Source organism: Desulfosarcina variabilis str. Montpellier (genome assembly GCF_048565275.1).
Classification (GTDB): Bacteria; Desulfobacterota; Desulfobacteria; order Desulfobacterales; family Desulfosarcinaceae; genus Desulfosarcina; species Desulfosarcina variabilis.
In genome coordinates, this window is sequence record NZ_CP159846.1 from 6,764,220 (window position 1) to 6,778,595 (window position 14,376).

Here is a 14,376-nt window from a genome sequence, read left to right on the forward strand (position 1 = left end):
AACCCATATGATAGGAATCTCAAAGCTTTACTGTGGAACGGTTGAACCATCCGACGCGCTGCGTTATGGCCGGCATTCATCCACCTTGCCCTCACACCTGCTTCAGTTTTCAAAAGACAAACGCCCGGTGGTGGTGTGGAATGTCACCCGCAAATGCAACCTCAAATGTGTGCACTGCTATGCCCAAGCTACAGACGAGGCCCTTGCCAATGAACTGACAACGACTGAAGGCAAAGCCCTGATCGATGATCTGGCTCAATTCGGGGCGCCGGTCATGTTATTTTCCGGTGGCGAGCCCCTGGTCAGAAAAGATCTGCCCGAGCTGGCGGCCTATGCTGTTGAAAAAGGCATGCGGGCGGTAATTTCCACCAATGGTACATTGATCACTGCCGATATGGCCAAAACACTCAAGTCCATTGGCCTTTCCTATGTTGGCATCAGCCTGGATGGGATGCAGCCGGTCAACGATCGGTTCAGGGGGGTGCCCGGTTCTTTTGACAAGGCCCTGGCCGGTATCCGCCATTGCCAGGACGCCGGCATCAAAGTGGGGCTTCGTTTTACCATCAATCGTTATAATGTGGACGAAATCCCTGCCATCTTCGATCTGTTGGAGGACATGAATATCCCCCGGGTCTGCTTTTACCATCTGGTGTACGCCGGCCGAGGATCAGAAATGGTCAAAGAGGATCTTTCGCATGAGGAGACCCGCAAGGCCGTTGATCTGATTATCGATCGCACCCGCGCCCTCCATGACAAAGGCCTGGCCAAAGAGGTGCTCACGGTAGACAATCATGCCGACGGCCCCTATCTATACTTGCGCCTGCTCAAGGAAAATCCACAGCGGGCCACTGAAGTGCTCGAACTATTGAAAATGAATGAGGGCAACAACTCGGGTCGGGGAATTGGTTGTGTCAGCTGGGATGGAGAAGTGTACGCCGATCAGTTTTGGCGGCACCACAGCTTTGGTAATGTTCGTAAAAAACCCTTTTCCCAAATTTGGACCCAGCCTGAAGATGAACTGCTGTTGAAACTAAAGGATAAGAAACAATACGTCAAAGGACGTTGTGCCAACTGCAGCTGGCTGGATGTGTGTGGCGGGAATTTCCGGGTGCGCGCCGAGGCGGTACATGGTGATGTATGGGCACCGGATCCGGCGTGTTATCTGACTGATGATGAGATCGCTCAAACGATTTAGGCGTTAAGATTCAACGATAGGAGTCTGCATGTTATTTCCTGACTATCGCCCGCGAAGGCTTCGCCAAAGCGAGGCACTGCGCAAGATGATCCGTGAAACCGCCCTGTCCACCAGCGATCTGATCCTGCCCCTGTTCGCCATTGATGGTAAGGGGGTCAAGAACCCGATTGATGCCATGCCCGGCCATTATCAGCTTTCCATCGACAACCTTGTTAAAGTTGCCGGCGATGCCTTTGCATTGGATATTCCTGCGGTTATCCTGTTCGGTATCCCATCCAAAAAAGATCCGCTGGGGACCCAGGCCTATGCCAAGGATGGCATCGTGCAACGTGCGATTAAAGCCCTCAAGGACAAGCTTCCCGATCTGGTTGTCATTACCGATGTCTGCTTATGCGAGTATACCGACCATGGTCATTGCGGCTTTGTTGTTGGTCAAACGGTGGACAACGATGCGACGCTGGAGTTACTTGCGAAAACCGCCCTGTCCCACGCAAAGGCCGGAGCGGATATGGTGGCCCCATCAGACATGATGGATGGTCGCGTTGCCGAAATTCGGACGGTGCTTGACGAAAATGACTTTTCTCAGGTTCCGATTATGTCTTATGCCGCCAAATATTGTAGCGCTTTTTACGGCCCTTTTCGGGAAGCGGCCCAAAGCGCCCCCCAGTTTGGTGATCGCCGAACCTACCAAATGGACCCGGCCAATGCCCGGGAAGCCATTCGTGAAGCGACCATGGATGTGGAGGAAGGGGCGGACATCATTATGGTCAAACCGGCCCTGCCCTATTTGGACATTATTTCCCGCATTCGCGACGAGGTGGATCTACCCGTGGCCGCGTATAATGTCAGTGGCGAATTTTCGATGATCAAGGCGGCTGAAAAAATGGGCTGGATCGATGGCCAAAAGGTCATGATGGAAACCCTGATCGGTATTAAACGTGCGGGTGCCGATCTGATCCTGACCTATTTTGCCATGGAAGCGGCAAAAATTATCAATGTCTGATGGTACGTTGCTTATTTTACCCCATTACGAAGTTAACCTGGCGGCCATCACGAGTTTGGATGGTGCCCGATTATAGAAAAAAGAGCCATGCATTCGACCCCTCATAGCCATAGCAATCATCCGCCCCACGGCGCCGGCAAGGGCCATACCCTGCGACTGGTCGCCTGGGAGACCACGCGAAATTGTAATCTTTCCTGCGTACACTGTCGGGCTGCGGCCACAAACGGTCCCTATGCGGGTGAATTGAACACCGATCAGGCGTTTACCCTGCTGGATCAAATCGCCCAGGTAGGCAAACCGATCATTATCCTGACCGGCGGAGAGCCCCTGCTTCGTGACGACATCTTCGACATCGCCAAGCATGGCGACGACTTGGGGCTGAGAATGGTCATGGCCCCCAACGGGACCCTGATCACCCGCGACGTGGCCCAGCGAATGGCCCAATCCGGAATCCGGCGGATCAGTGCCAGCATCGATGGTGCCACCAAGGATTTTCACGACAAATTCAGAGGTGTTGACGGTGCCTTTGACGCGGCCATCAAAGGCATTGAACATGTCAAGGCAACGGGCATCGAATTTCAAATTAACACCACCATCACCAAAACCAACCTGGATCAGATTCCCAAAATTCTCGAACTGGCTGAACAGCTGGGTGCGGTTGCTCACCACATTTTTTTATTGGTGCCCACCGGTAGGGGCAAATATATCGTTGACCAAGCCATCGACGCAAAGGAATATGAAACAACGCTGAACTGGTTCTACGATCAGCGAGAACGAACCTCTCTACAGCTCAAGGCGACATGTGCGCCACATTATTATCGAATTCTTCGCCAACGCGCCAAGGCAGAAGGTAAAACGATTTCTTTTAAAACCCACGGACTGGATGCCGTTACCCGCGGCTGCCTAGCCGGCACAGGATTCTGTTTTATTTCCCACACGGGTGTGGTACAACCGTGCGGCTATACCGATGTAAAATGCGGCGACATCACGAAAAGCACATTTAAAGAGGTATGGGATACCTCTCCGGTATTTCTTAAGCTTCGTGATTTCAAACAATTGGAAGGTAAATGCGGCATTTGTGAATATCGGGCGGTTTGCGGCGGATGCCGGGCCAGGGCCTATGAAGCGACGGGTAACTATATGGCTGAAGAGCCACTGTGTGCCTACCAGCCGGGAAAGGCGACACCAACTTGATGCCTGCCGGTTAATATTCAACTGACAACACAACGAAGCAACGGCTTCCTTACTCCGACCGTTTAGCGACACAATGATGGCTGAGTTCAAAAAAAGTATAGAAAAAATAATACGTACACTGCTGCTTGTTTTTCTGGGGATGAGCCTCTCATCGCTTGTGTGGGCTGAAGCCACGATAATAAAACGTATTCGTACCGGTAGTGAAAAGGAATATGTTCGCGTGGTAATCGAAACCAATGCCCGGATCGAGCCCCGTCCGAAAATTTCGGTAAAGGGTAAAACGTTGCAGATTTCTCTGGCTGGCGCTGAAAAAAATCTATCTGACCTGAAATCCGAGGCTTATCGGAATGATGTAGTCGATATCGATGTCACCCGCAGTTCAACGGTAACCCAAATTACAGTAACCCATATTAACGCCATCCTGGCATTCAACCCAATTCGTGTGCGCACCTTTTTCCTGGCAAACCCCCACCGTTTTGTTGTCGATGCCTATCGCCCCTCTTCAACGGACGCCGGCATTTCGTCGGCCGATCCCAAACGACCCGTCCCGATCATTGAAGAAAGTGGCATCGGGCCAAATGAAGCCAATAAAACAAGCATCTCACAACAGGAAAAAGAATCAAGCATGTCAATGAATTCTGTGGATCGACCGGCTACCCCAGGCGATAAAAAAGGATCATTTCAGCAGCGCCTGCTTCTTTTCCTGATTGTCGTGACGTCAATTATCCTCGTTGTGATTATTTTCTTGATGTGTATGGACACAGGACAAAAGGAAACTTAGAACAAACCAGACAGGGAGCGATGTTAAGACACGAAAGGGAGAAAATCCTTAAAGATCGTTTCACCATCAATTAGGTAATACTGATATCCGGTTTTAATGATTAGCTGATGGGCAGTGTATCCCTAAACGTCTCGAAACAATTTTTAATCGCATCAAAATTTTTTGGGGTAAGGTCCAAAAAGTGGCATCCGACGCCACGCTTATTCACATTGACGATTTTCGCTTTTAGTAAAACGGCTTTTTCTTCGGTAGGAAACTTTATTGCTAAGCTCACCACCCGCCCTGGTTCAAGACCGGTTTTATCCTCCACCTCCACAAATAAACCGTTAAGGCTTAGGTCCGTTACACTCAGGACCTCTTTTAAATGACCAAAAAGCGCCGTGCAACGAAATTCCAATCGAGGGTGCTGTCGCCGTTCATTGCTGACTTCAATGTGCTTGCTTCTGACATCAATCATTACCTGGTCAGCTCCTCATGATTTATTTATAATTATTGATACGCTCAGTAATTTACTGATAATAACCATGCCTGATTATAATTTCAATGATTCATCTATATGCTATTGACAAAAGCCCCCTTCTTGCTTGCATCAAGACACGACTGAGTCGTGAAATAAAACATTATCTGCTTCTTTTTAATTGTTTTTTTGTTCTTGAAGGCGATTGATGAGGTTTTTCAAAATCTCCAACTGATAGCGGGTTAATGATTCATATTTGATCCCAACCCCCCCGTGTTCTAATCGCACAACACGCCCGTTCATTTTCAGTGGTAAGGACTCATCATCCAAAGAGAAACAAATTGAAACAGACTGCCCCATGGTTAGTAATTCACAACTTTCAACAAAAATCCCCCCCGCACTGATATCCATGGCAAAGCCATTTATCGCTCTGCCCTCAGCAGCCAGATCAATGGCAAAATTGCAAGGGACTCGGGGATATTCGCGCAACATGGCAAACTGTTTTTGCTCATAACAGTTCATGAACTTGAGCAAATCCGATTCAGATAATTGATGAATCAATAAGAAAAAACGGGCGATCAGCATCTGTCGATCCTGGATGCCAGTGACCCCTTCGCCGTGAAGTGTGGGGAAATCCAGGAGCTTTTCCTTTTCTTTGATTCTAAAATCCTTGAAAAAATGCAGCAAAGATATCAGTTGCTCATCCGTCATTTTGTAGATGGCAATGGAGAGACGGGCTAAAATCTTTTTTTTTTCCGTTTGCCAATTGGACTCAGTCATAAAACGTATCTCCCGATCGACATCACCACGGGTTAACATCCGCCAAACACCCCGACATATTGTATGTAACTAAAATTATAATTGGTATTTTATCTTGCCTTGCCACAAAAATGCAAGTCCATATTGGGTCAGAAAATTACAGATAACAATTATTTACATCGAATTTTGAGGCTTAAGGAATGACCCGCCAACAAATGATTGGCCGGCGTCCCAAAACACCATATCCATTAATCGTGAACGTTAATCGCATTTTTCAGCAGTACGCCGTCCCAATGAAAAAAAAGGTACTTAAAATATAGAAAAAACTTGAAAAGCGAAAGCAAACAAGTGTATCTAGAAATGATAATATTAAGCTGGTAGTAGATGAAATCGGTTTTTAATTTTATCAAATAATTGATCATTAGGCATATTACAAATAAAGCCGGATTATTGTGAAATCGCAATCAACCACTGTATAAGTAAACAAAACACTAAAATATTGGAGCCATACCGGGTACCTGTGACGGTTGGCATTCTGGCTGGCAATGTGGGGGAGACTTGATTCAGTAAGGAGGTAATGACATTGTCTTATATCCTGGACCAAGAACAACTAGATGGTTTGGAAGAAGCGTTAACCACCGATTTGATGACACTGGGCATTCAATCTGTAATTTTGATTGATATGGCTGGCAATGTCATCGTCAACCTTGATGACGGGAAGGTACGTCATGATGTCTACTCATTAGCTGCATTGGCTGCGGGTAACTTTGGTGCAGTGAGTGCAATGGCGTCCATCATTGGTGAAGAGGAATTTTCACTCCTGTTTCATAAAGGCAAAAGCGAAAATATCAATTTCACAAAAATTCTTGATGATTTTCTCTTGGTATCCATTTTTGGGAATGATGTATCCCTGGGTTATCTCAGGCTAAAAATTGACGAAGTCATAAAGAAAATTAAAGTTTTGATTGATCAGTCCCGATCTTCTTAATTTGATAGTCGACGTTTTGTTGGCCTGTAACACTTGAATCCATCAACAGGCAAGACGGGAATATGGCGTTTATCAACACCAAAACGAAAGAAGTTCAGGTTAAGATCGTTTATGTCGGCCCGGGAAGGGGGGGGAAAACCACCAACCTGGAATATATTTTTAGCCGGATAAGACATCGTATTGGATCCGACATGGTCAGCATCAAAACCCAGGGTGATCGAACCTTGTTTTTTGATTTTCTGCCGTTCGAACTGGGTTCAATCAAGGGATATAACGTAAAGACACAGCTATATACCGTCCCTGGCCAGGTTAAATACAACGCCACCCGCAAGCTAGTGCTCAAAGGTGTTGATGGAATTGTTTTTGTTGCTGATTCCATTGTCGATCGGCGTGAGAACAATATCAAATCGTTAGAAAATCTAAGAGAAAATCTTCAATTTTACGATATTGATATCACCAAAATGCCCATTGTATTGCAATACAACAAACGTGACATGGAATCTCAGGGTGTTGCTATCCTGGACGTCGAAACCATGGAAAAGGACCTCAACGCTGAGATTAAGGCCCCTAGTTTCACGGCCAGTGCGCTAAAGGGGGATAATGTAATTCCCACTGTAAAAAAAGCGATTTCGACAACGATCGTCGGCATTCGGGAAAAGCTTCTATAGGAGGAACCCACAGTGGAGAACAAAGCGAATGATACGTTCGCCTTCGATTTGGAAAATCGTCTCGATGACTTTTTCAGTGACTCATTACAAGCCCAAAATGATGCCTCGGTTGAAGAATCTGAGACGTCTAAAGCTGATCAGCCGTTGAAGGAGTTAAAATCGACGATCCTGGCAATAGACTGGGAAATCACCAACGATGGGCTCGATTCTTTTATCAAACAAGTCAATGGGTTGATTGAATATTTTGCCAACGATAAAGCGAAACAAAAGCTACTTAAGATTTTGTATTCTTTAGGAAAATATTTACGAACGCACAAATCCAAAGCCCATCCGGATACCATTAAACGTATCATGGCGGTATACTCAACATTGGAAGAATCCGTAACCAACGATGAGCTGAGCCAGAGCGAAAAAGAGAAGATGCTGAGGGAGGAAATAAAGCAGTTTCAGCTACTCAAATCCAAAATTGTCAAAACTGCCGCCCCTTCTAAATCATCCCATCAACCAAAGGAAAGACACACGATTGATACAGTGATCAAGGCCATTGATGAATTAAAATCGATGATTAAAACCGAACTTGACGTGATTCATAAAGAGCTGAAACGAATAGAAAAATAGTCTACGCCAGCGACAAGCGAGTCCAACAATTAGCGTAAAAATAATATCAAGCCCCGCAATTCATTATCAAGCGGGGTTTTTTATTTTTTGGGCAATAAAATGCTATTTTCCTCATCGATACCGTCGGTATTGGCGGCAACGGCGAAACGATCCTCCACCAATCCTTGAATATCAGCGTGATCAATCAGATCGAAACGCACCATGAGATCAGCCATCACTTGAAGCTCATCAACCCTGGGAATAAATTGATCATATCGAATGCGCCCCAAAGGCTCGGTGAGCGCATGACGTACTAATTCAATGGGCTGATTCCAATAGCGTGAAACGATTTTAGCAGCTTGGTCAGGATGCTGACTGGCCCACAAACCTGAACGGGCCGCTGTTTCAACCAATTTTTCTGCCAAAGAAGGATTAGCAGTGAGCCATTTGTTTTTCACCAAAATGAGGTTACAGATAAAGTTTGGCCACATGGACTCAACATAAGCAACGACATCCGCATCGCCGCTGAGCACCGTCTGAACAGCAAAGGGTTCACCAACAAAATAGGCATCCAACGCGCCGGATGTCAGTGCCGACGCCATATCCGGCGGATTCATTTCCACCACCCGTATTTTTCCTTGAAGCCCCTTCTCCTCTATCTTCTCTAAAAGGCAAAGATTGTGGCCGGAATATCGCATGGGGATGGCGACCGTACTACCGGAAAGATCTTCCAAGCTTTTGGCATGCAGTGATTTTTTGGCAACAAGCGTGCTTTCATGCCGATTGCCGATCATTATGGCTTTCACGTCAACACCTTGCTGACGTAAAACGATCGCCAGCGGGGCGATGATAAAAGCAGCTTGAATATTACCATTTCTTAAGGCTTCAGCCATCTCTGCAAATGAAGAAAATTTTAAAGCTTCAAAATGCACATGAGAATCATTTTGAGAAACGTGATCCAACAAAGGAGCGGCCAGGTTTGTTACCACTGGCATATACCCCATACGCACAATTTGCTTCTTTTCAGGCCGTCTGTTGTTCAGTTGATAATGAAGCAAAGAAATGACTACCAGCCAGCTAAAAAACAGCGCCGTTAGTTTAATGGGCAATGTCCACAGACGTGAACTGTTCTTTGGGATGCGTCTATACGGCATAATTGACTCCCATCATAAGAAACAGTTCACTTCTTAACTGACTTAACTCAGGTGATTTCTCGAAATTGCGCGGACGGGGGAAATCCAAGGATTGATTCATCACCACACCGGTTGGGCTACCGCCCAAAATCACGACCCGATCGCCCATAATCAGCGCATCATCAATATTATGCGTGACCAGCAAGATTGTCTTTTGAATGAACGCGTGCATGTTGACCACTTCTTCACGCATTTTCATATGCGTAAGAAAATCCAATCCGCTGAAAGGTTCATCCATAATCATGATATCCGGATTGACCGCCAGGGCACGGGCAAGTTCGGCACGACGCTGCATCCCGCCGGAAAGCTGTCGGGGATAATGCTGCTCAAATCCTTCCAGTTCGACCATTTCCACAAATTCAAGAATTTGTCGGTTCCGTTGATCAAGATCTTTAAGATGGCGAAGGCCCAAGCCCACATTCTCCGCTACCGTCATCCAGGGGAACAGTCCACTATGCTGAAAAACAAAAATATGGTCAGCCGACGGTCCCTTGACCGGTTTGCCGTTAACTTGCAAACAACCGTCGGAAGGGGCCTCGAATCCAGCGATTATTCTCAATAATGTCGATTTACCGCAGCCTGAAGGCCCCAAAAAACATACCATTTCTCCATCTAGGATGTTTAAATTAATATTTTCGAAAACGGTAACCTCATCCCCTTTATGCAGCTCTTGATCATCATCACCGCGAGGCACCTTACGACGGTTCAAATACGTTTTTTTTAGTTGATCGATTGCAATCCGGCCCACTATCAGCTCCTTAATGACTTATCTGACGCCAACTGGCCGCATCGATGGAACCCAGCTGACGCATCAGGTGATCCAGAGTAAGCCCAACCACGCCGATAACGATCATCCCATCCATAACATAATCCATACGCAGCGCATTTCTCGAATCCAGGATTAAAAACCCAAGTCCGGATTGAACGGCGATCATTTCCGCAGCCACTACCACCAGCCAGGAAATGGTGACCGTCATCCGGAGGGCGGTCACCACTTCCGGTATAATCGCAGGAATGATCAGCTTCGTTATAACTTCTGACCGAGAAAAATTGAAGTTGGCCGCTACATAAAAATAGGTCGGATTAATGCCTTCCACGGCGATGGTTGTAGATACTGCCAAAGGGAAAAAGCTAGACAGAAAAATCAAAAAAATGGCCGGCGGGTCACCAATGCCAAACCAGAGCATGGCCAATGGAATCCAGGCCAAAGGTGAAATTGGCCGTAAAAATTGAATCAATGGATTGATCAGTAAGCGCGTGTTTTTTGACATTCCCAAAATAATTCCCAAGGGGATTCCCAAAACAGCGGCCAAGTAGAACCCGACTGTGACCCTGAACAGGCTAGCCACCGTGTGTTTGACCAACATGCCGTTAGCCACCAGTTCTCCCATACTCATCAGCACTTCCAAAGGTCCTGGAAATACCTGTCGGCTCCAGCCACTGAAACGAGCCAGGCAGTCCCATATCCCTAATAGCGCAAAAAATCCGATAAAGGGAATCAGGCGAGCATATGGACGCTTCTCCTTTTTTTCCCAAAACAAAGGACCCAAACGGACTCTCTTTCCCTAAAAAGATATCAATAGCTGTTGTAGATCAGGTGTATCCCGATTAGCGTAAGTAGAAAAACAAATACATCCTTTAACATTCTCTCATTTATTTTTTCTGTTAACCGAGGGCCGATCTGCCCGCCGATAATTACACCCGGTACGGCCCAGATAAAAACGGATGCATTGGCAACCGCACCAAACATTAAATGAAAAACAGCACCAGCAACACACGTACCAAAAATCGTGACAATGCTCGTCGCCACCGCCGTACGCATCCGAAGCTTCAGCTGGCTGCGCATCAACGGGACCAGCCATTCGCCGATGCTGACGCTGAGCATGCCACTAGCCACAGCCAAACCCGCAATGATTCCACTGTAGCGAAATGCCCGCTTTACAGGGACCCGATCCATACCTGTATCGGCATATTTATGATTGACCGAAACAAAAAGAAAAGCAGTGGTTATTGTCAATATCCCCAGCGCGAGTTCTAAATTGGCTGACGATAAAAGACGCGTGAACAGGGCCCCCAATGCCAATCCCGGAATTGTTAAGCCCAGGAAAAATCCAGCCAGGGGAAGATCTGCAGTCCCTTTTCGAATAAACGCCAAGCTACCAGACCCCATACCCGCCGTTTGCACCAGCAAAGAGGTCACCACGGCGGTTTCCGGTGTGAGTTTCAGAAAGAGAATAAAAAAAGGCATCCATAAGATACCACCACCAATTCCCACAGCCGAAACAACAGAAGCGATGATTATTCCTGCCGGAAATGCAAGCATCGCCACACTAATCATGGGTGATCATCAACCGAGTAGAGCTTGAAAAAATCGATGACCTGGCCTAGCATGGCCAATTCGGATTCAAGACAATCGAGCTGCCGGATTATCTCCTTTGAGGATGGCGTAGAGATGGCCTCTTTTTTCATCAATTGCATGGTATTGCCCACTACCCGGTTCGCTGAATCACAAACCAATCGTGAGAGCATGATAATCTCCTGAAGATTTGTGGACATATCATCAATGGCAGCCGATAGCTGACTTAGCTCATTGCGCGTTTTTATCCCTGTGGTCTGGCGTAAATCTCCGGCAGAAATGGCTTTGGACACCTCTATCATATGTTGCAAGGGTTCGGTTATATTTTTGATGAACATGGTCAGCACAATAACCACCACCGCCAATATCACCCCGACCATCATCATGGCCTTGTTTCGAATCTTAACCAGAGGAAGATAGACTTGGTCCTCATCCCTTTCACCATCGCCATGCGTGTAAGGTTGAAGATTTTGGTTCAGATCCCGTTTCGAGGTGATGGAATGGGTATCCCAAACAAACTCGGCAGCGACCAACAAAGCAGCACATCCGATCAGCAAAATATAGATGATCATGGTACGCTGTAGTGAATAACTACCACTTGTTGTCATTGTGCAGACGATTGCGCTTTATCAATGCTATCGATAATCTCCTTGGCCAGCTCAAGGTATTGTTTACCGGCAACACTGTTTCGGCTGTAGTGGATAGCAGGCATACTTAAAATCTGAGCTTCCTTCAGCACCCCATCCATCTCGATGACCGTACGATAGGTCTGGCTCTGGTAGAGATCGCTTATTTTGGAGAAAATGAGCTGAGATGAATTGCTGGTTCGATCCAGCATGGTAAACAGGATACGGGACTGAATATGTGGATTTGCTCTTTTTTGGATGACCGCGATTAATCGTAACACTTGGTCTACCCCGTGGGTGGATAGATAATCGCATTGACAAGGAATTATCACCCGATTGGACGCGGTTAGTGCATTTAGGGTATAAAATTCAATGGATGGTGGGGTATCGATCAAAATGAAATCAAATTGATCCTTTACCGAATAAAGCCGGTCTTTGAGCATGTATTCGAAATTCTGAGCACCAAAATACATTTTATTGAGCAAAACCATGTTTCGCCCTGATGGTAATAACCAAAGATTTGGGTATTTGGATTCCACGAGAAAATCAGAAAGCGGTTTATCGATTGCTTTCTGCGCATCATAAAACGTGGATGTCTCTTTGTGGCCCATGGACAGGGTCAAGTTGGCCTGTGCATCGAAATCCACGAGCAGTACTTTTTTATTGTGCAGGGATAAGGACAGACCGAGATTCAAGCATGTCGTGGTTTTTGCCACCCCCCCTTTGCGATTACTGATAGTGATCACGTGATTGTTGGCATGATCTTGAATGGTTCGCTCAAGATCGAGGAGCGTAATTTCTTGGACGCGCTTGGGCTTGTATGCGGAAAATAGATGACCGCAGACCGTACAACGTGCGACAAAAGATGATTTATCCGTTACCTCATCATCAAGATGAAACCGAGTGTTGCATTTTTGGCATACAATGATCATCGTTTATTTCCTTAAAGCCCGAAGTTGGGAAAAATTGATCAGGCATTATTGGATTCCGAGCTTCCCAACAAATCATGCGTTCGGTTTGAATCCCGCGACTATAGTTTTTATCAAATCGCTTGGATTGACTTCCGCATTGACCAATCCACTTTCGGCAACAGGATCAAGGGGACTAGATACCATGCTAGACGATCGCTTACGAAGAATCACCCGCCCCTCCTGATCTTTCACTGCACGCAGCCCCGATTGTTCACCTGAATTCGCTCCGGACAACAAAACAACGACCAAATTTTTCTTAAAAGTCAACGCCGCCGACTCCAAAAAGCAGTCAATGGATTCCCTTTCATCTTTTGGCCCCTGGGTACCTATAATCGGGTTGTGCCCATTCATTTTCACCGTTAACGGTCCACCATGCATCCCAACATAACATTGGCCTGCACGCAATATTGTTTCATGGTCGATGGGTAACGCTGGATATCCGCAACGTTCATTCATATATTGAGCGAGTGGCTTCTGAAAAGATGGGGGTAAACCTTGTAGTGCAACAACGGCACCATCCAATTCGGCCATCGAAGGAACCAAGCCACATAAAAGATTCAACAACTCCGGATGACCACCGGGTCCAGACAGAACGATCACCAAACGGCGGCATGCCGCTTCAGATGGTGTGAAAGCCTTGGCCTTGGGAATCCGCACAATACTGAAATTGTTCACGCTCGCAGTGGCAGCCAGCTTGATCCGCTCAATAATTTTCTTTTGTTGAAGAAGAATATCCTGGCTTTTTTTGGGCTTACCGATAAAATCGACGGCACCTAGCTCTAAAAAGTTGAAAATCTTTTTTGACAACGCATCGCCGGGATTTGACATGATAACCACCGGACAAGGTTTTTCAATCATAATATGTTTGATGGTGCTGGTGCCATCCATTACCGGCATATTTACATCCAACATCACCAAATCAGGAGACAATTGATCGATCATTGAAATGGCCTCTTTGCCATTTCCCGCCATTCCCACAACGTTAATCATGTCGCCGGTAGTCAAAATACTGGCAAGAATTTTACGCATCATCGGTGAATCATCAACAATAAGAACCCTGAGACGCTCATCAGACACATCAGTTGAAGTATGGGATGTAGTAGAAGAGGGTTGGGCCATCTTCAGGTTTTGCTCATCAACGCGTCTTGCCGCCTCCATAACCAAAAAGTGATAACTTTTATCAATTGTTCGCTGGGGAGTCGTGGAGACCTCAATGGATTCGAAGCTTCCTGTTTGCCAACCCAGGATTTGGTAGAACGCCTCTTCACCGGCCATATCCTCGCAGGCCGCATGAACAATCTCACCATCGACAATAAATATGGTCCCTTGCCGCTGACCTTTGCTGACTCGCATGCAAAGACTTGAAGCGGACAGGCAGCACATCTGGATTAAATCGTTAAGCTGAATGTTCTTCAGCGTACCGGCAAATCCACTATCTGTATCCTGTGCGTGGTTGGATGAAGAAAGGTCTTTGCTATCCATTTTTCCGTGTTTCAGTCCATTTCTGATTCCAGATGCGGTCAGCAGTGCTAAATGCTTGTCAAGGGGTATGGTCCATTTTGGATTGCCGATTGGCGGCAATCTTTGA

At 46.6% G+C, this 14,376-nt stretch carries 16 protein-coding genes; 7 read left to right on the top strand and 9 right to left on the bottom strand.

Features of this window, described 5'->3' with window-relative positions:
• The first annotated feature begins 7 nt into the window (after positions 1-7).
• The 4 genes from ahbC to Dvar_RS30615 all read left to right on the top strand — a co-directional run bounded on the left by ahbC (position 8) and on the right by Dvar_RS30615 (position 4,173).
• Entirely contained in the window at positions 8-1,195 is a 1,188-nt protein-coding gene (gene ahbC, locus Dvar_RS30600; RefSeq protein ID WP_419656919.1) for a 12,18-didecarboxysiroheme deacetylase, read from the top strand.
• Positions 1,196-1,223: 28 nt separating this feature from the next.
• Entirely contained in the window at positions 1,224-2,198 is a 975-nt protein-coding gene (gene hemB / locus Dvar_RS30605) for a porphobilinogen synthase (protein WP_419656920.1), read from the top strand.
• Between the two features lie 87 nt (positions 2,199-2,285).
• Complete coding sequence (gene ahbD, locus Dvar_RS30610; RefSeq protein WP_419656921.1) at positions 2,286-3,392, top strand: heme b synthase; 1,107 nt, start codon at positions 2,286-2,288, stop codon at positions 3,390-3,392.
• Between the two features lie 283 nt (positions 3,393-3,675).
• The gene (locus Dvar_RS30615; RefSeq protein WP_419656922.1) at positions 3,676-4,173 is read left to right on the top strand and encodes a hypothetical protein; all 498 of its coding nucleotides are present in this window, start codon (positions 3,676-3,678) and stop codon (positions 4,171-4,173) included.
• 100 nt (positions 4,174-4,273) lie between these two features.
• On the opposite strand, the gene Dvar_RS30620 is transcribed toward Dvar_RS30615, so the two are convergent.
• Both Dvar_RS30620 and Dvar_RS30625 read right to left on the bottom strand, forming a co-directional pair.
• On the bottom strand, positions 4,274-4,630 hold the full coding sequence (locus tag Dvar_RS30620) for a PilZ domain-containing protein (protein ID WP_419656923.1): 357 nt from the start codon (positions 4,628-4,630) through the stop codon (positions 4,274-4,276).
• A gap of 177 nt (positions 4,631-4,807) precedes the next feature.
• A complete protein-coding gene (locus Dvar_RS30625) occupies positions 4,808-5,215 on the bottom strand; it encodes a PilZ domain-containing protein (protein WP_419656924.1) in 408 nt (135 codons plus the stop codon).
• Between the two features lie 751 nt (positions 5,216-5,966).
• Here Dvar_RS30625 and Dvar_RS30630 point away from each other — a divergent pair.
• The 3 genes from Dvar_RS30630 (at position 5,967) to Dvar_RS30640 (ending at position 7,663) form a co-directional block, all read left to right on the top strand.
• Positions 5,967-6,377: a roadblock/LC7 domain-containing protein gene (locus Dvar_RS30630; protein ID WP_419656925.1), complete on the top strand. Its 411-nt coding sequence runs from the start codon at positions 5,967-5,969 to the stop codon at positions 6,375-6,377.
• Positions 6,378-6,439: 62 nt separating this feature from the next.
• Entirely contained in the window at positions 6,440-7,045 is a 606-nt protein-coding gene (locus tag Dvar_RS30635) for a GTP-binding protein (RefSeq protein ID WP_419656926.1), read from the top strand.
• A gap of 12 nt (positions 7,046-7,057) precedes the next feature.
• A complete protein-coding gene (locus Dvar_RS30640) occupies positions 7,058-7,663 on the top strand; it encodes a hypothetical protein (protein WP_419656927.1) in 606 nt (201 codons plus the stop codon).
• 80 nt (positions 7,664-7,743) lie between these two features.
• On the opposite strand, the gene Dvar_RS30645 is transcribed toward Dvar_RS30640, so the two are convergent.
• From Dvar_RS30645 to Dvar_RS30675, 7 genes are all read right to left on the bottom strand, one after another.
• On the bottom strand, positions 7,744-8,796 hold the full coding sequence (locus tag Dvar_RS30645; protein WP_419656928.1) for an ABC transporter substrate-binding protein: 1,053 nt from the start codon (positions 8,794-8,796) through the stop codon (positions 7,744-7,746).
• On the bottom strand, positions 8,786-9,583 hold the full coding sequence (locus Dvar_RS30650; RefSeq protein ID WP_419656929.1) for an ABC transporter ATP-binding protein: 798 nt from the start codon (positions 9,581-9,583) through the stop codon (positions 8,786-8,788). The genes Dvar_RS30645 and Dvar_RS30650 overlap by 11 nt, the downstream gene beginning before the upstream one ends.
• A gap of 10 nt (positions 9,584-9,593) precedes the next feature.
• Positions 9,594-10,385 carry an ABC transporter permease gene (locus Dvar_RS30655; RefSeq protein WP_419656930.1) on the bottom strand — a complete coding sequence of 264 codons (792 nt, stop codon included), beginning with the start codon at positions 10,383-10,385 and terminating at the stop codon, positions 9,594-9,596.
• 26 nt (positions 10,386-10,411) lie between these two features.
• Positions 10,412-11,173: a sulfite exporter TauE/SafE family protein gene (locus Dvar_RS30660; RefSeq protein ID WP_419656931.1), complete on the bottom strand. Its 762-nt coding sequence runs from the start codon at positions 11,171-11,173 to the stop codon at positions 10,412-10,414.
• Entirely contained in the window at positions 11,170-11,763 is a 594-nt protein-coding gene (locus Dvar_RS30665; protein ID WP_419656932.1) for a HAMP domain-containing protein, read from the bottom strand. The genes Dvar_RS30660 and Dvar_RS30665 overlap by 4 nt, the downstream gene beginning before the upstream one ends.
• Positions 11,764-11,795: 32 nt before the next feature.
• A complete protein-coding gene (locus Dvar_RS30670; RefSeq protein ID WP_419656933.1) occupies positions 11,796-12,749 on the bottom strand; it encodes an AAA family ATPase in 954 nt (317 codons plus the stop codon).
• Positions 12,750-12,821: 72 nt separating this feature from the next.
• Positions 12,822-14,369 (bottom strand): response regulator, encoded by a 1,548-nt coding sequence (locus Dvar_RS30675; RefSeq protein ID WP_419656934.1) that lies wholly within the window; start codon positions 14,367-14,369, stop codon positions 12,822-12,824.
• Positions 14,370-14,376: the final 7 nt, after the last annotated feature.

Excerpts from the sequence above, each read along its gene's own strand:
- ahbC (WP_419656919.1), top strand. The coding sequence starts at position 8 with ATGATAGGAATCTCAAAGCTTTACTGTGGAACGGTTGAACCATCCGAC.
- hemB (WP_419656920.1), top strand. The coding sequence starts at position 1,224 with ATGTTATTTCCTGACTATCGCCCGCGAAGGCTTCGCCAAAGCGAGGCA.
- ahbD (WP_419656921.1), top strand. The coding sequence starts at position 2,286 with ATGCATTCGACCCCTCATAGCCATAGCAATCATCCGCCCCACGGCGCC.
- Dvar_RS30620 (WP_419656923.1), bottom strand. The coding sequence starts at position 4,630 with ATGATTGATGTCAGAAGCAAGCACATTGAAGTCAGCAATGAACGGCGA.
- Dvar_RS30625 (WP_419656924.1), bottom strand. The coding sequence starts at position 5,215 with ATGCTGATCGCCCGTTTTTTCTTATTGATTCATCAATTATCTGAATCG.
- Dvar_RS30630 (WP_419656925.1), top strand. The coding sequence starts at position 5,967 with ATGACATTGTCTTATATCCTGGACCAAGAACAACTAGATGGTTTGGAA.
- Dvar_RS30635 (WP_419656926.1), top strand. The coding sequence starts at position 6,440 with ATGGCGTTTATCAACACCAAAACGAAAGAAGTTCAGGTTAAGATCGTT.
- Dvar_RS30645 (WP_419656928.1), bottom strand. The coding sequence starts at position 8,796 with ATGCCGTATAGACGCATCCCAAAGAACAGTTCACGTCTGTGGACATTG.
- Dvar_RS30660 (WP_419656931.1), bottom strand. The coding sequence starts at position 11,173 with ATGATTAGTGTGGCGATGCTTGCATTTCCGGCAGGAATAATCATCGCT.
- Dvar_RS30665 (WP_419656932.1), bottom strand. The coding sequence starts at position 11,763 with ATGATCATCTATATTTTGCTGATCGGATGTGCTGCTTTGTTGGTCGCT.
- Dvar_RS30670 (WP_419656933.1), bottom strand. The coding sequence starts at position 12,749 with ATGATCATTGTATGCCAAAAATGCAACACTCGGTTTCATCTTGATGAT.